The following is a 15,106-nucleotide window of genomic DNA, read 5'->3' as shown; positions in this document are numbered from 1 at the left end:
TCCGTCTCTACGAGGCCGCAGCAGTCGCCCGGACGGCCGTCTTGCCGCGGGCGAGCCGCATCACGGGACGCTCGACGAAGAACCAGCTGGCCGTTGCGAGGAGCGCGGTGACGATCGTCGTGATGAGGATGTACACGACGATTCCGAACTGGGCGCCGCCGAAGATCAGCACCAGCTGCTGCATGGGCCACGCGTAGATGTAGAAGCCGTAGGAGACGTCGTTGCGCGCGATCCACTGCGGCTGCGGCACGATGGTCGACAGATACAGCAGCGCGTAGCAGAGGAACGGCGCCGCGAGCGGGCCGCCGGCAGTCGGTACGAACACCATCAGGATCGCCGCCACCGGTATCGATACAAGGCCGATCAGCGGAACGAAGCCCCAGCGCTGCACGACCAGGTAGATGAGCGATCCGGCGAGGAAGTACGGCAGTAGCCGTGCGAGCAGATCGAAGTCGCCGTCCAGGCCACCGGAGACGCCATTGGCCGTGAGGATGCGCACGACGACGGATCCCGCCCACAGTGAGGCGACCAGCAAAACCGAGCGGCGGAAGACGGCCAGCGCGCCGAACACCCAGACGATCAGGTAACAGATGAACTCGAAGTACAGAGTCCACAGCGAGCCGTTCCAGGCATTCGGATAGGGGACGTCGCTCAGCGAATTGCCGATCGCGTACTGGTCGATGTGCAGGAAAAGGTTGCCCCAGATGTACTCCAGCGGAGTGGGCCCCGTCGTCAGATATCCAGAGAGCGTCCCGTGAGTGGCGAGTTGTGCGATCGGGGCGAAGATGAGGGCCGTGATCGCCAGACAGACGAGGAACGCCGGCATGATTCGGGCGATGCGGTGAACGAGGAAGGTTCCGGCATCTGTACCCAGTCGAGAGCGTGTGATCAGGAAGCCGCTGATCACGAAGAACCCGATGACCGCCCATCCGCCGAGGTTCTCGCCGTTGAATCCTGGCGACCAGTCGTAGCCGGCGGTGAAAAATGCATGCGCGACGAGCACGAGAAACGCCAGAATCAACCGGAACAGGTTGAGGCTGTTCGAACGGTACGGAAACTCGCGCGATTCGTGTAGCGGACGGCTCACTTCAGAAGATTCCGCTGGGCCATCTCATCGAGGGAACGCTGGTACGAATCCTCTTCGACAGGTTCGGTCAGAACCCACTCGGCGAACTTAGCGACCCCATCGCGGAACGAAACGGCGGGGGTGAAGCCGAGCAGATCGGTCAGCCGGGACGTATCGGCGATGTTGTGACGAATGTCACCGAGCCGGTAGTTTCCGGAGATGCGCGTCGGAACTTCGCGGCCAAGGGACGCGAACAGCGCCGCCACCACCTCATTCACCGTCGTGCCGACGCCGGAGCCGACGTTGAACACTTCGCCCGCGGCTGCCGGGAGGGTGGCTGCAAGGAATGTCGCCTCGACGATGTCGTCGATGTAGACGAAGTCACGGCTTTCCTCGCCGTCTTCGAAGATGTTGATCTCTTTGCCTTGGCGGATGAGAGTCGAGAAGATCGAAAGGATGCCGGTGTACGGATTCTTCAGCGACTGCCCTGGCCCGTACACGTTCTGGTACCGAACTGAGGTCGCCTCGATGCCGATCGTGGGTGCGACTGTCAGCACCATCGACTCCTGCATCTGTTTGGTAATGCCATACACCGAGGAGGGGTGAAGAGCGGCCGATTCATCCGTCGGGATGAGCTCGAGCGGTCCTTCGCCCGGGTGATGCACGTCGAAGTCACCGGCAGCCATGTCTGCGTCTGAGCGGTGATCGGGGTAGACGACGCGACCGTCTTCGGTGCGATATGCGCCTTCGCCGTAGATCGATCGGGAGGATGCGATGACGATGCGGCCGACGGAGTGTTCCTCGTTTGCGAGGAGGTCGAGAAGCTTGGCAGTGCCGCCGACGTTGGCGTTCACATAGCGGTCGATCTCGTACATCGACTGTCCCGTCCCCGTCTCCGCCGCGAGGTGGATGACGATGGTGGCGCCCTGCAACGCCCCACGCAGATCGTCGGTGGAGGTGACGGTGCCCTCGATCACACGTGCGACACCGTCGAGTGAACGCAGCAGGGGAGAAGTGGTGGCGGGCGTCTGGCCGTGAATCTGCGGGGACAGCGAGTCCAGCACGGTGACCTGGTGCCCATCCCGTGCGAACCGGTGCGCCAGGTGAGAGCCGATGAATCCGGCGCCGCCCGTGATGAGTACGTGTTCGGTCATGGGGTAAACCTCTCCAGTCGAGCGATCTCGCTTCGGATGCCGACAGCGTGTTTCAGCGCCGGTTTGTTTCAGCGCTGCTTTGTGTTAGGGCGCGAAGATATGAGCCAGAGTCGACTTTAGTCCAGCGCGGTTGCCGTGCCGGAGGACACTCGGTACCTCGGTGATCGCGTGCAGGCGCCCCATCAGTCGGATCCTGGCAACTCGCGCCGTGCGTGGCCAACCTTTTGCTGCGGCGAGCGAGCGAGCGGTCGCGTAGTACGACCGTTCGTCCTGGAAGCGACGCCCGTCCAACAGCGTCTTCTGGGATGCGCTGGAGCCGTGTCGCCGGTAGGAGAACGCCACCGGTGGTGTGTAGACGAGGGAACCGCCGTCCAGCGCGATATCGACCAAAAGGGCAAGATCCTGGATGATCGGTAGGCCATCGCGGAAGTCGATGCGGCGCAGCGTTTCGGTGCGGAAGGTCAGGGAAGGCCAGTACAGCCAATCGCCACGCAGCAGGCTGGTCGCCATCACTTCGCCGCTGAGGATCGTCTCGCCCCCGCGCGGGGTGAGCACACTCCGCTTGATTCGGTCGGTGAGTGGCCTGATCGTGGCGCCGTGCTCGTTGATCACTTTCACGCCTGGCTGGACGACATCGACGGACGGATGCCGATTGATCGCGTCGGTGATCACATCGACATAGTGCGGATGCAGGAGATCGTCGCAGCCGAGAATCGTGATGTACTCGCTGCTCGCGCGGCGAATCGCCTCTCGATAGTTCTCGGTGATGCCGAGGTTCTTTGGGTTTCGCACGTAGCTGATGCGCGCGTCGGTGTACGCGGCCATCCGCTCTGGTACTGACTCATCGGGATAGCAATCGTCGATGATCGTCATCTCCCAGTCGGGGTTGCGCTGAGCGAGCACCGAGTCGATCGTCTCGAAAAGGAGGTCGGGGTCGCCCCAGAAGGGTACGAAGATCTGCAGAGTCATGGCAGTGTCAGTCTAGATTCCTCGCCTGAGATTCTTCGCGTTGGACGCTCACCGATACGATGGAGACCATGGATCTTCTCATCGTCGGCTCTGGTTTCTTCGGCCTCACCATCGCTGAGCGCGCTGCTGATGCTGGCCGGAAGGTCACCGTCATCGAACGCCGCTCGCACATTGGTGGCAACGCGTACAGCGAAGCAGAGCCGGAGACGGGCATTGAGGTGCACCGCTACGGTGCGCACCTCTTCCACACCTCCAATGAGACGGTGTGGGAGTACGTGAACCGGTTCACGACGTTCACGAACTACGTGCACCGTGTGTACACGAACCACAAGAATGTTGTGTATCCGCTGCCGGTGAACCTCGGCACGATCAACCAGTTCTTCCAGGCCGCGTACACGCCAGACGAAGCGCGTGCGCTCATCAAGGAGCAAGCAGGCGAGTTCGACGTCAAGTCGGCGCAGAACTTCGAAGAGAAGGGCATCGCCCTGGTCGGGCGCCCCCTGTTCGAAGCGTTCTACCGGGACTACACGGCCAAGCAGTGGCAGACCGACCCGCACAAGCTCTCAGGTGACATCATCAGCCGCCTCCCGGTGCGGTACAACTACGACAACCGCTACTTCAACGACACCTGGGAAGGTCTGCCCACCGACGGTTACACCGCGTGGTTGGAGCGGATGGCAGATCACCCGAACATCGAGGTGAAGCTCGGCGTGGACTTCTTTGACGAGTCGCAGCCGTTGAACCGCAAGGCGCTCGTGGGGCAGCTTCCGATCATCTATACCGGCCCGGTGGATCGCTACTTCGACTACGCGGAGGGTGAGCTCAGCTGGCGCACCCTCGACTTCGAGCAGGAAGTGCTGAATATCGGCGACTTCCAGGGCACTCCGGTGATGAACTACCCGGATGCAGGCATCCCGTACACCCGTATTCACGAGTTCAAGCACTTCCACCCGGAGCGCAAGGACGTCTACCCGACGGATAAGACCGTCATCATGCGCGAGTTCTCCCGCTTCGCGGAGAAGACTGACGAACCGTATTACCCGGTGAACACGCCCGCCGACCGCGAGGGCTTGCTGGCATACCGCGAACTGCAGAAGGGTGAGAGCGGTGTCCATTTCGGTGGTCGCCTTGGCACTTACCAATACCTCGACATGCATATGGCGATCGGCTCGGCGCTGACCATGTGGAACAACACCCTCGCCTAAGCTCGGAACGTGAGTCACGCTGCTGTCGGGGCGCCGGGTACGCCCCGGCGATACCTGCATTCACTGTGGTTGCTTTCTGCCCGCGACCTGAAGGTCCGGTACTCGACGAGCTTCCTCGGCTACCTCTGGTCTGTGCTGGACCCACTGGTGATGAGTGTGATCTACTGGTTCGTCTTCACGCAGGTGTTCAAACGTGATGTCGGCGAAGACCCGTACATCATCTTCCTCATCACCGCCTTGCTGCCCTGGGTATGGTTCAACTCTTCAGTGCTGGATTTCACCAAGGCATTCAAGAGAGACTCGCGCCTGGTCCGCTCGACGAACATCCCGCGCACGATCTGGGTAAACCGCATCGTGCTGAGCAAAGGCATGGAGTTTCTGTTCTCGCTCCCCGTTCTTGCACTGTTCGTGATCATCAATTCTTTGGTCGAGACGAACCCGGACAAAGTCGTTCACATTGGCTGGGGGATCCTGTGGTTCCCGGTAGCCATGGTGTTGCAGGTTGTTCTGCTCGTCGGGCTCGGGATGCTGGTCGCCCCGCTGTGCGCGCTCTACACGGATCTGGAGCGCACGACTGGGCTGATCCTTCGGGCACTTTTTTATGCGACCCCCATCATCTACAGTGTCTCGAACCTCCCCGGTCCGTTCGAGACGATCGGATCATTCAACCCGCTGGCGGGTATCTTCACGCTTTACCGGATGGCGTTCTTCCCTGATCTGTGGCACTTGAACACGGTTCTGATCAGCGTCGTGATGACCCTCGCGATCTTCGTTCTCGGTTCATGGGTGTTCCGCACACTTGAGCGCCCAGTGCTGAAGGAGCTGTGATGGCGGCCGCGATTGAAGTCCAGGGACTGGGCGTGAATTTCCGCCGCAACCGGCGTGGACGGCGGAGCTTCAAGGACCTCTTCGCCGGCGCGTCACGACGCAGCCGTCCGGGGCAGTTCTGGGCGCTGCGCAATGTCTCTTTCACTGTGCAACCTGGTGAGTCGATCGGTGTCGTCGGTCGCAACGGACAGGGCAAGTCGACGTTGCTGCGGCTCGTCGCGGGTGTCCTTCTCGCGGACGAGGGCTCGGTGACCGTCAATGGCGGCGTCGCGCCGCTGATCGAGCTCACCGGCGGATTCGTCGGTGACCTCACTGTGCGCGAGAACGTTCGCCTCACCGCCGGCCTGCACGGGATGTCGCGTGGCGAGATCTCCCGCCGCTACGACGGGATGATCGCCTTCGCAGAGCTCGAAGAATTCCAAGAGACGCCGTACAAGCACCTCTCCAACGGCATGAAGGTGCGTCTTGCCTTCTCAGTCGTATCGCAGCTGGATGAGCCGATCCTGCTCGTCGATGAGGTGCTTGCGGTCGGCGATAAAGGCTTCCGAGACAAGTGCTACAAGCGCATCGACGAACTGCTCGCCGAGGGGCGAACGCTGTTCTTCGTCAGCCACAACGAGCGCGACCTGCGACGCTTCTGCACGCGCGGCCTGTATCTCGACAAGGGCGCCCTCGTGCTGGATGCCGGTATCAACGAGGTCCTCGACCGCTACAACGCCGACTCCGCCGCCCGCTGATCCCTGGCTGCGAGTGCCCACTCGCGACCAGAGGAAGGCAGGGGAGCTAGAGCCCGACTACGGCGCGAAGGTTTTGCAGTGCTGCGGTCGCGGCATCCAAAGCGGGGGCGGGGTCAGCGCCGTTCTCGTACGCGACGGTCAGGTCGGCGAGGCGATCGGCGTACAGTGCGACTGCGTCAGTCCATGCGCCAGCGATGGCGCTCGGGGCCGGGCTGTCGGAGAATCGATTCGCGTCCTGCTGCAGGTTGCCTACGACCTGCGCCGGGTCCTCGCCACCCTCGGCGATGATGCTGAGTCCGGTCGATGCGTCATCGAGTCGCGGCTGCATTCCAGCAGTGAACGTCTCGATGTCGGGATCCGGCACCGGGGGCTCGGTCGGAACCGGCTCCTCGGTGGGTTCTGGCTCCGGTGTCGGAGTGGGGGTCGGCACTGCCGTCGGAGTGGGTGTCGGCGTGAGCGCAGGAGTGGGTGTCGCCGTCGGTGTGGGGGTCGGCGTCGCGCTCTCCGACGTCGTGGGGCTTGGCGTCGGCTCAGGACCGCCAGCAGGAGGCAACAGGTAGAACAGGAGCACGCCGACAATCGCGAGGGCGAGGACCGAGAGGATGACGATCAGCCAGATGCCCCCCTTGTTGCTCTTCTTCTCTTCGGGGAACACCCACACTGCTTCGGGCTGGTGCTCTTGGCTCATCAGTTCTCCAATGCGGGCATGGGCTGCCAGGTGCGGTCGCGACCGATCTTGCCGCCATCGCGGACGCCGCGGAACAGGTTGCTCGTGCCGCGAACCGTGCGTTCGACGAAGAAGAGGCGGATCAGCTCCTTAAAGAAGGTCGCTGTCGTGCCCAGGCCGAAGAGTACCGGGTTGTAGTTCTCGTGCACACGGTAATAGTGCTTGATGAAGGCGCGGTTGCGCATGATGTAGTACCGGTATGCGTTGCTGGAGGCGTTCATATGCCGCACGCCCATGTCCCACTGCTTGATCTCACGGGTGCGGCGCAGCACGAACTCGTTCACGATCACGGCGGTCGTCAGCCTTGAGGCAAGCCACCCGTACATCTGGTCATCCCAGTAGATGAAGAAGCGCGGATCGGGCAGTCCGATCTGCTCGACGATCGAACGGTGGATGAACATGCCTTCGAAGCATCCGCTGTTCATCTCCTTAAAGCCGGAGTCATCGAATCCAGCAGGAGCGAACGGGATCGGGATGCCCATGCGGTCGGCGATCCGATACTGCCAATAGAACTCGCTACCGTCGAAGTCCACGCGGCGGCCCTGGATGCTCTTGAAGCGCGGCGCCCAGGACCCCATCTTCGCGAGGCCGTCGGGGAAGACCTCGACGTCATCGTCCATCATCCAGATCCACTCCGAGCCGAGCTCGTACGCGGTACGCATGCCTTCACTGAAGCCGCCGGAGCCGCCGGTGTTCGTCTCTAGCTTGCGGTAGACGATCTCGGTGCCAACGCGGTCGCGGAACGACTCCACGACCTCGGTCGTGTCATCCGCTGACGCATTGTCGATGATGACGACGTGGCCAGGCTTCGGATCCATCACGGTGATGCTCTCCAGCAGGCCCGTGAGCAGATGTGAGCGGTTGTACGTGACGATGACTATTGTCGCCGACGCGGGGGTGAATGCAGCGGGAGCCGCGGTCATGCCTTCTCCTCGAAGATCTGCTGCCAAGATTTGTTCGACACGAGTTCAGGCAACGCCTGACGATACTGCTTCTGGAGCTCGGGCCAGCGGCGCTTCAGCTCTGAGTGCAGGCGCAGCGTGTCACGCAGCATCCGGCGATATTTCTTACGGTCCCTGGTGTAGATGTTCTTGCCAGAGCCATCCGCGGCGCTGACCAGTGCGCTGTCGAAGGCAGGCACACGCCACCAGTGCGCGTCTTCCTTGCCGAACTCGACCTCGGGCTGGGCTATGTTCGCGGAGTTCGGTTTGTGCAGCCAGTGCGCCACGAGTGTCGTGAGGGTGAAAATGCGCAGCTTCACACCGGTCGGACTGTCGAAGTCGTTCTTCGAGTACTGCTTGTAGACCTGGCGTCCGCGCCGAGAGTGCAGCACCGTCGATGGGTCGCGGTGCACGGTCGTTTCGGGATACGTAGCGGAGAGTGCACGCGCCGCGGGCATGGCTGTCGCGAGGTTCTCGCGCATATGTGCCGGCCCCGAAAGTACATCACGCAGCGCCTGCGCGCGTAGCGCCACCGGGTAGTACTGCATCATCATGAGGTGCTTGAGGTCGACACGGCGGCTGTGTTTGAGGAGTCGGCCGCCGTGTGGGACGTTCGAGTGCAGGAGGCCTGCGACGATGCGGTTGCGCGCGTGGAAGTACGCCTGCCAGTCGATCGAGTCGTCTTTGTTGACCCAGGACACGTGCCAGAGCGCGACGCCAGGCATTGACACTGTGGGGAAGCCCGCTTCTCCTGCGCGCAAGCAAAATTCTGCGTCATCCCATTTGATGAATGCCGGCAGCGACAGTCCGACCTTGCGGATGGCGTCGAGCGGGATCAGACACATCCACCAGCCGTTGTAATCGGCGTCCATGCGCATGTGCAGCAACTTCGACTGTCGAAGGTTCGCGGTGCCGAAGTCGTGCGGCATCTTCTCCTGGTAGAGGTTGCGCCACATGAAGGGGCCCTCGTCGACCACCTCGGCCCAGCCATGCAGCTTGGGCCGGTCGAGCAGGTCGAACATGTGTCCGCCCACGAGGATCGGGTTCGTCGCGTATTGGCCGAACACGATCGAGCGTCGCAGCGACTCCGGCTCAATTCGCACATCGTCGTCGAGCAACTGAACGAAGTCGCTCTCCGGGCGCTGCAGCGTCTCGTGCATGGCGCGGGCGAACCCGCCTGAACCACCGAGGTTCGGCTGACGGATGACCTGAAGCATTTCGCCGAGCGAACCTGCGACGTCGTCGAAGCCGTCCTGCTCGGAGACAAGCTGTGTGCCCTGGTCGACGAGGAAGATGCGATCTACGAACTCCAGTGCATCGGGAGATGCGGCCAATGCTTGAAGCGTCTCTACGCAGTAGTCGGGCTTGTTGTACGTCGTGATTCCCAGTGACGCCTTGCCCGTGCGCGTCGGCTCCTGCTCTGTGGTCCATTCGGCGCCCTCGAGCACCGCGCTCTTCTCGTCGGCGACGATGTCGAACCAGAGCCAGCCACCGTCACTGTACTGAGTGAGGTCGAGATCGAAGTGCGTGGTGGCGTCGCCCATCACCTCGCGGGTATCGACACGTTGGCGCACGCCGGAGCCATTCGAGCGGTACACGAGAACCGTCGCGGGGCCGGCGGTGCGGACCGTGAGCCGCACCTGTCGCACGCTGGTCCAGTGCTGCCAGTACGAGGCAGGGAAAGCGTTGAAATATGTGCCGAGCGAGACGCGGCGACCCGAGACGATGCGCGCGCGGTGCCGACCGAGGATGTTACCGAGATGCGCGCGGTTGGAGACGCGGACGGGTTCCTCGCCGATGACAGACCATGTCTCGGGGTCGGCGTATAGCGGCAGCAGATCTGGGTCGCGATCGAGCGGGAATACTACGTTCTGCAAGACGTGGGCCACGTGAAGATCTCCGAGATTGCTTCGCCCCGCCCGAGTGGGCGCATGCTGGAATCAGCGGGCACCGAGTAGCCTACCTTCTGCTCTTGAAGATCCCTGGAGAGCGCGCCACCACCAGGCGGAACGGTGCGCAGGCTACGATTAGCGCGATGAAAGCTCTGATCACCGGCGGCGCCGGATACATCGGTTCAACTGTCGCGACAGCATGCCTGGAAGCGGGCATCGAGACGGTGATTCTCGATGACCTATCCACGGGCCGAGAAGACTTCGGCAAGGGCCGAAACCTTTATGTCGGCGACATAGCGGATGCCGAACTCCTCGAGCGCATCGTGACAGACCATCCTGACATCGACGTTGTCGTGCACTGTGCAGCGCGTGTCGTCGTGCCGGAGTCGGTCGCAGACCCGCTGGGTTATTACGACACGAATGTCGGAAAGACCGTCATCCTGCTGCAGAACCTCCGCAAGGTCGGCATCGGCCGTGTCGTGTTCAGTTCCTCTGCCGCCGTCTACTCCGCAGACGGCGGCGAAGGGGTCGATGAAAGCGCGCCGCTTGCGCCATCGAGTCCGTATGCGACCACGAAGTCGATGGTCGAGAGCATTCTCTCCGACACCGCACAGGCCGGCGGCCTGCGCGCCATTGCCCTGCGCTACTTCAACCCGATCGGCGCAGACCCGCGCCTTCGCACCGGTCTGCAGAACCCGACGCCATCCCACGCACTAGGAAAGATCATTCAGTCGCGTGCAGCTGGCGTTCCGTTCACGATCACCGGCACCGACTGGGCCACTCGCGATGGCTCAGGGCTGCGCGACTACATCCACGTCTGGGATCTTGCCCTTGCCCACGTCGCAGCAGTCCAGCGTTTCGACACGATCACCACAGCATCCGATCCCTACCTGTTGCTCAACATCGGTACCGGCGACGGCGTCACCGTGCGTGAGCTCGTGGCGGCATTCGAGCGTGTCACCAAGGAACCGCTGCCTGTCGTGGAGGTTGAGCGCCGTCCAGGCGATCAGGCCGGCGCCTACGCGATCGTTGACCGGGCAGCGTCAGTGCTCGAGTGGAAGGCGGAGCGTTCCATCGATGATGGCGTCCGCGATGCCCTGGCCTGGGCTGAGAAACTGCGTTCGCTCGACTAAGTCTCCCGCCCTCGACAGGGCCTAATTCTGGGGCCGCAGGGTCGGGATGACCCCGGTGTTCGCCGCATCGATGTTCTCGCGCCAGGAGCGCGACTGGCCAGCGCGGAGCGCGCACAGCACGAGCATGAACCATCCGGCGCCGAAGATGGTGAAACTCTCGAACATCGAGTCAACAGCGAGCGTGACGAGCACGAGCGGTGTCCACGCATACACGACCGAACGCCGCACGCTGGCGACCAGCCACGACCTGATCAGCGCCGCGCTGCCCAGAAGCAGGAACAACAGCAGGCCGGCGATCCCCAGCTGCAGCAATACGTCGAAGAACGCGTTGAGTGCTGTCTGGTGGCGATCGTCCAACAGATAGTTGATGTAGGTGAACGGGTATTCTCCGCGCTGCCACGGGCCGAACCAGCCCCAGCCCTGGAATGGCTTGACGGCAACGAAATCAAGGATCTGATTCCACAGGTCGGCGCGGGCGGAGAAATCAGAACCTGCGCCCATCCAAGCGATGATCGGATGCCGGAACGCAAAAGCGACGATGAGCGCTGCTGCGACCAGCGCGCCCAGCATCCATTGGACGATAGTGCGTCGCCCTGGCGGTGTATGGCGCACAATCGTCAGCGCACCCGTGGCCACGCCTACGACGACGGCGAGCACGAGAACAGTAGGCGATGCGGAAAGGAGTGCGAGGAACGCTCCCAGTGCGATCGATGGGACAGCGATGGGGGCAGCGAGGGACTGCGTGCGCCATTCGATGAAGAATGTGATGAGAGCGATGACCGCCACGAAACCGAGCATGTTGCGGGTGCCGAAGATTCCCTGGATCGGCCCGCCCATCGCGAGATTGCCCTCGATGTCGAGAAACGCGATCGGAACGTCGATCAGGAGGCCGGAGAGGACCTCGACCCCGAGCGATAGCGCCAGCAGCGCCCGCAGCGTGTCACCGATTGCGCGCACGGTCTGCAGAGTGTCGCGGATGTGGCCGATCGTGATCGCGATGAACGCGAAACCGAACAACCACAACCAGCCGATGACGGTGTCAGAGCGATCTGTCGTCCAGAACACGCTGAGCAGAGCCAGCGCGAGAAACGCGAGCAGCGATGAAGGGGCAACGCGAAGCAGGGAGAGCTCCTCGCGTCGCACGAACAGGATCGCTGCTCCCAGCACACCCAGCAACAGGATGATCGTCGCGAACGTCGCCGTCGACGTCATCCGCTCGATCGTGAACGAACCGAACGTCGCGGTCAGGGCTGCGATCGTGTACGCACGTGCCATCTCGACGGAGCCGAGCAATCGGCTGAGTCGAACCTGGGGTGACATCACGGGATGCGCCGCGCCGTCTGGCCGCGCTCCGTGACGTGGGACATCTCGTTGAGGCCCACTCCCACAAGCGGCACCGACTTGATCTTGAACGAGAACAGCACCAGCATCAGCCAACCCCAAAGCATGATGGGGGTCGACTCGGCAAGCCCCTGCACAAGCAGGATGACGGTGAACAACAGTGGCAGCAGCGTCAGCGGGGAGTAGGGCCGGTTCGCACGAAGATCCCAGCGCGGTCGATCGGCGGCGAAGAACCAGGCGCGCCACAGCAGGCCGAAGTACGCGGCTGCCATCAGCAGCACACCGACGACTCCGAGCTGCATGAGCACGTCAAGCCACATGTTGTGCGCGTGGAAGACAGTGATGCCGTGGTCGGTGATCCATCCGTCAAATGACGGATCGGTGGGGATCCATGGGCTGGAGAAACCATTGCCGAACACGGGGTGCGTGGCCGCCCGCTCGAGAACCTTCGTCCAGATGACATCGGTGCGGCCCGTGAGATCTGCGCTGCGACCGAGCGCTTCGAAAAGTGGTTTGTGGAACACGATCAGCGCGGCGACCACGACCGCGACACTGGCAACACAGGTGACGTAGATACGAGTGCGTGCACCAGGCGTGCGAGTGCGACGGATGAGCAATGCCACCGCGAGCACGACGGCCGCAGCGATCGCACACACGTAGGTGGTTGCAGAGGAAGCGCGCAACATCAGGAAGGCGGCGAGCAGCATCCAGAGTGCGAGCGTCGTGCGCCAACGCGCGTGAAGGGCCCACTGAACGCCGAACGTGACGATCGCGAACAGGCAGATGATCGCCAACACATTGGAGTTTCCGACCAGTCCCTGAATGCGCCCGCCGTCGAGGAGGTTGTCGCGCACCCAGTACAAGTGCGAATCGATCTTGCCCTCTGGCAACGTGACGAAGTTCGGCAGCAGTGGAGCGCGCAGCACAAGCGACACCCACAGCTCGAGCGCAAGGGATAGGCCGAGGATCCACTTGAACGCAGAAGCGAGCGCACGCACGATCTCATGCCAGCTGAACGCGTGGGCAATCAGCAGCGCGTTCACCGTCACGGCCGCGAGAAGGAGCCAGGTGATGATCGTGGCACCTCGCCACTGCGACCAGGCGACGGAGAGCAGAGCGAAACACACATATCCGAGCGCAGACCAGGGGAGTCGCCGCCATGGGAACGGGTACGGCCGCGCCTTCGCGATCATCGGAACGCCGATCGCGAGAGCGGCGAGCGTGAGAAGGATCATCACGATGCCGGCACCGTACTGGCCGACGAGGTTGTAGATCGCGGTGTGTGCGAAGGCGACGATAAACACGATGATCGCGTAGCCGCGCAACAACAGATGCCCCGTCGACTCGCGCTCCGGCGCGGTGGGCGGGGCTGCCACGGGATGCTTCGTGTACTGCGCCATCGGATTCAGGCTACCGCGACCGGCCCACAGATCGCTGCGGCACGGCGGGATGGATACCCTGGAGTCATGCTGTTGAGTCTGTCGAATGTGCCGCGTGACTATGCCTGGGGATCCCCCTCGCTCATTGCCGAACTGGAGGGACGCCATCCCACTGGGATTCCGGAGGCCGAAGTGTGGTTCGGTGACCACCCCGGCGACCCCGCCGATGTTGTCGGCGGGACGACGCTGGATGCCGTGACGGGCGGGACTCTGCCCTATCTGCTGAAGCTGCTCGCGGCAGCAGATCCGCTGTCGATCCAGGTGCACCCGACCATTGCCCAAGCGCGCGACGGCTGGGCGCGTGAGGCAGGGCTCGCTGCGGACGACCCCGCACGCAGCTACCGAGACGAGAACCACAAGCCAGAACTCATCGTCGCGCTCAGCGACCGCTTCGAGGCACTGAGCGGTTTACGGCCCGTTGCCGCGACCCTGCGATTGCTTGATGCACTGGGCTCGTCGGCCGGCGTCACGGCGCTGCGCGAGAAACTCAGCGGCGGTGATGGTGTAGATGACGCCGATCTGCTGCGCGATGCGGTGGGCTGGCTGTTGTCTGGCACTGCGCAAACTGAAGTCGATGAGATCATCGCTGCGCTGGGCGAGGCATCTTCAGATGAGTTTGCAGCGGAGCTGACCGCCGGGCGAGCGATTGCGCAGCGTTACTCAGGCGACCCTGGAGTCGTCGTCGCACTTCTGATGAACTTCATCGTGCTGGGCCGGGGTGAAGGCCTCTTCTTGCGCGCTGGACTGCTGCACGCCTATATCTCAGGCCTTGGGGTAGAGATCATGGCTGCCAGCGACAATGTGTTGCGTGGCGGCCTCACGCCGAAGCACATCGACGTCGCTGAGCTGTTGTCCGTGCTAGACACCACCCCAGGTGAAGTGCCGGTGCTGCGGCCCTCGGCATCCGAGGCGGTCACCGTGTACCCGGCTGACGTCGCCGATTTCGTGCTGCGACGCGTGACTCTTTCCGGTAGCCCCGTCGCCGTCGACGTGTCAGGACCGGCCATGGTGCTCGCGACCGGGGGAGCGGTGTCGGTGTCCGGCGCAGGCGACGAGGTGTCGATCCCCGTCGGTACGGCGGTCTTCGCCACCGCAGAAGAGACGGTGCTCACCCTCCGCGGTACAGGTGAGGCGTTCGTCGCTCAGCCCGGAGAGTGACGGCGTACTGCGGGTTTTGGGCGACACGCCGCAGACACGCCGTAAACCTTCAACGAACTCTTGAGGGTTTACTATCCGCGACTTGACCGGAGCGAATGACACGGGTGTAATTAGTAACGCACAGCCCGGTGGGGGGCATCTGTAAGGGCAAGGAGAACGATATGACGGGTTACCGTTCCGACGTTCCCGAGAACTGGTTTGTTGATCCGGTCAATCTCGGGGTTCCCGGGGTCAGGCGTGTTGAGCCTGATGATGACAGCGCGCTGTCTTGGCAAACCGACGCACTGTGTTCCCAGACGGACCCCGAGGCGTTCTTCCCCGAAAAGGGCGGCTCGACCCGAGACGCGAAGCGAATCTGCTCCTCGTGCGATGTGCGTGGCGAATGCCTTGAATACGCGCTGAACAACGATGAGCGCTTCGGTATTTGGGGCGGTCTCAGCGAGCGCGAGCGTCGCAAGCTCAAGCGCCAAGCCGGCTGATTCTTCATAGCTTCGCAGGCACGCCGGACGAGGTGAC

14 protein-coding genes are annotated in these 15,106 nt (G+C 62.8%); 6 read left to right on the top strand and 8 right to left on the bottom strand.

Going from position 1 to position 15,106, the window contains the following annotated elements:
* Nucleotides 1-7: 7 nt before the first annotated feature.
* From AC1C2O_RS05505 to AC1C2O_RS05495, 3 genes are all read right to left on the bottom strand, one after another.
* Entirely contained in the window at nucleotides 8-1,087 is a 1,080-nt protein-coding gene (locus AC1C2O_RS05505; RefSeq protein ID WP_495429434.1) for an acyltransferase family protein, read from the bottom strand.
* Nucleotides 1,084-2,220: an NAD-dependent epimerase/dehydratase family protein gene (locus tag AC1C2O_RS05500; RefSeq protein WP_495429433.1), complete on the bottom strand. Its 1,137-nt coding sequence runs from the start codon at nucleotides 2,218-2,220 to the stop codon at nucleotides 1,084-1,086. Before AC1C2O_RS05500 ends, AC1C2O_RS05505 begins: the two co-directional genes overlap by 4 nt.
* Nucleotides 2,221-2,304: 84 nt before the next feature.
* Entirely contained in the window at nucleotides 2,305-3,189 is an 885-nt protein-coding gene (locus AC1C2O_RS05495) for a glycosyltransferase (protein WP_495429432.1), read from the bottom strand.
* A 68-nt stretch (nucleotides 3,190-3,257) separates the two neighbouring features.
* Between AC1C2O_RS05495 and glf the strand changes: the two genes are divergently transcribed.
* From glf to AC1C2O_RS05480, 3 genes are read left to right on the top strand one after another with little or no spacing between them, the layout of a single operon-like run.
* Nucleotides 3,258-4,394 (top strand): UDP-galactopyranose mutase, encoded by a 1,137-nt coding sequence (gene glf / locus AC1C2O_RS05490; protein ID WP_495429431.1) that lies wholly within the window; start codon nucleotides 3,258-3,260, stop codon nucleotides 4,392-4,394.
* A gap of 9 nt (nucleotides 4,395-4,403) precedes the next feature.
* A complete protein-coding gene (locus tag AC1C2O_RS05485) occupies nucleotides 4,404-5,222 on the top strand; it encodes an ABC transporter permease (RefSeq protein ID WP_495429430.1) in 819 nt (272 codons plus the stop codon).
* A complete protein-coding gene (locus tag AC1C2O_RS05480) occupies nucleotides 5,222-5,959 on the top strand; it encodes an ABC transporter ATP-binding protein (RefSeq protein WP_495429429.1) in 738 nt (245 codons plus the stop codon). The genes AC1C2O_RS05485 and AC1C2O_RS05480 overlap by 1 nt, the downstream gene beginning before the upstream one ends.
* Nucleotides 5,960-6,005: 46 nt before the next feature.
* On the opposite strand, the gene AC1C2O_RS05475 is transcribed toward AC1C2O_RS05480, so the two are convergent.
* The 3 genes from AC1C2O_RS05475 to AC1C2O_RS05465 are packed head-to-tail and all read right to left on the bottom strand — an operon-like array spanning nucleotide 6,006 to nucleotide 9,516.
* Nucleotides 6,006-6,647 (bottom strand): hypothetical protein, encoded by a 642-nt coding sequence (locus AC1C2O_RS05475; RefSeq protein ID WP_495429428.1) that lies wholly within the window; start codon nucleotides 6,645-6,647, stop codon nucleotides 6,006-6,008.
* The gene (locus AC1C2O_RS05470; RefSeq protein ID WP_495429427.1) at nucleotides 6,647-7,609 is read right to left on the bottom strand and encodes a glycosyltransferase; all 963 of its coding nucleotides are present in this window, start codon (nucleotides 7,607-7,609) and stop codon (nucleotides 6,647-6,649) included. Before AC1C2O_RS05470 ends, AC1C2O_RS05475 begins: the two co-directional genes overlap by 1 nt.
* The gene (locus AC1C2O_RS05465) at nucleotides 7,606-9,516 is read right to left on the bottom strand and encodes a glycosyltransferase (protein ID WP_495429426.1); all 1,911 of its coding nucleotides are present in this window, start codon (nucleotides 9,514-9,516) and stop codon (nucleotides 7,606-7,608) included. Before AC1C2O_RS05465 ends, AC1C2O_RS05470 begins: the two co-directional genes overlap by 4 nt.
* A gap of 146 nt (nucleotides 9,517-9,662) precedes the next feature.
* On the opposite strand from AC1C2O_RS05465, the gene galE reads away from it, so the two are divergent.
* On the top strand, nucleotides 9,663-10,652 hold the full coding sequence (galE, locus tag AC1C2O_RS05460) for a UDP-glucose 4-epimerase GalE (RefSeq protein WP_495429425.1): 990 nt from the start codon (nucleotides 9,663-9,665) through the stop codon (nucleotides 10,650-10,652).
* A 21-nt stretch (nucleotides 10,653-10,673) separates the two neighbouring features.
* Here the strand turns inward: galE and AC1C2O_RS05455 are convergent, their stop codons facing one another.
* Together AC1C2O_RS05455 and AC1C2O_RS05450 are read right to left on the bottom strand one after the other, a co-directional pair.
* Complete coding sequence (locus AC1C2O_RS05455; RefSeq protein ID WP_495431680.1) at nucleotides 10,674-11,972, bottom strand: O-antigen ligase family protein; 1,299 nt, start codon at nucleotides 11,970-11,972, stop codon at nucleotides 10,674-10,676.
* Nucleotides 11,972-13,393: an O-antigen ligase family protein gene (locus AC1C2O_RS05450; RefSeq protein WP_495429424.1), complete on the bottom strand. Its 1,422-nt coding sequence runs from the start codon at nucleotides 13,391-13,393 to the stop codon at nucleotides 11,972-11,974. Before AC1C2O_RS05450 ends, AC1C2O_RS05455 begins: the two co-directional genes overlap by 1 nt.
* Nucleotides 13,394-13,459: 66 nt before the next feature.
* On the opposite strand from AC1C2O_RS05450, the gene manA reads away from it, so the two are divergent.
* Together manA and AC1C2O_RS05440 are read left to right on the top strand one after the other, a co-directional pair.
* Nucleotides 13,460-14,590 (top strand): mannose-6-phosphate isomerase, class I, encoded by a 1,131-nt coding sequence (gene manA, locus AC1C2O_RS05445; RefSeq protein ID WP_495429423.1) that lies wholly within the window; start codon nucleotides 13,460-13,462, stop codon nucleotides 14,588-14,590.
* A 161-nt stretch (nucleotides 14,591-14,751) separates the two neighbouring features.
* Nucleotides 14,752-15,069 (top strand): WhiB family transcriptional regulator, encoded by a 318-nt coding sequence (locus AC1C2O_RS05440; protein WP_439278646.1) that lies wholly within the window; start codon nucleotides 14,752-14,754, stop codon nucleotides 15,067-15,069.
* Nucleotides 15,070-15,106: the final 37 nt, after the last annotated feature.

This window comes from Microbacterium sp. Y355, assembly GCF_059445345.1.
This window is presented reverse-complemented; position numbering and strand designations above follow the sequence as displayed.

Excerpts from the sequence above, each read along its gene's own strand:
- AC1C2O_RS05450 (WP_495429424.1), bottom strand. The coding sequence starts at position 13,393 with ATGGCGCAGTACACGAAGCATCCCGTGGCAGCCCCGCCCACCGCGCCG.
- AC1C2O_RS05455 (WP_495431680.1), bottom strand. The coding sequence starts at position 11,972 with ATGTCACCCCAGGTTCGACTCAGCCGATTGCTCGGCTCCGTCGAGATG.
- AC1C2O_RS05440 (WP_439278646.1), top strand. The coding sequence starts at position 14,752 with ATGACGGGTTACCGTTCCGACGTTCCCGAGAACTGGTTTGTTGATCCG.
- AC1C2O_RS05495 (WP_495429432.1), bottom strand. The coding sequence starts at position 3,189 with ATGACTCTGCAGATCTTCGTACCCTTCTGGGGCGACCCCGACCTCCTT.
- glf (WP_495429431.1), top strand. The coding sequence starts at position 3,258 with ATGGATCTTCTCATCGTCGGCTCTGGTTTCTTCGGCCTCACCATCGCT.
- AC1C2O_RS05480 (WP_495429429.1), top strand. The coding sequence starts at position 5,222 with ATGGCGGCCGCGATTGAAGTCCAGGGACTGGGCGTGAATTTCCGCCGC.
- AC1C2O_RS05475 (WP_495429428.1), bottom strand. The coding sequence starts at position 6,647 with ATGAGCCAAGAGCACCAGCCCGAAGCAGTGTGGGTGTTCCCCGAAGAG.
- manA (WP_495429423.1), top strand. The coding sequence starts at position 13,460 with ATGCTGTTGAGTCTGTCGAATGTGCCGCGTGACTATGCCTGGGGATCC.
- AC1C2O_RS05500 (WP_495429433.1), bottom strand. The coding sequence starts at position 2,220 with ATGACCGAACACGTACTCATCACGGGCGGCGCCGGATTCATCGGCTCT.
- AC1C2O_RS05470 (WP_495429427.1), bottom strand. The coding sequence starts at position 7,609 with ATGACCGCGGCTCCCGCTGCATTCACCCCCGCGTCGGCGACAATAGTC.
- galE (WP_495429425.1), top strand. The coding sequence starts at position 9,663 with ATGAAAGCTCTGATCACCGGCGGCGCCGGATACATCGGTTCAACTGTC.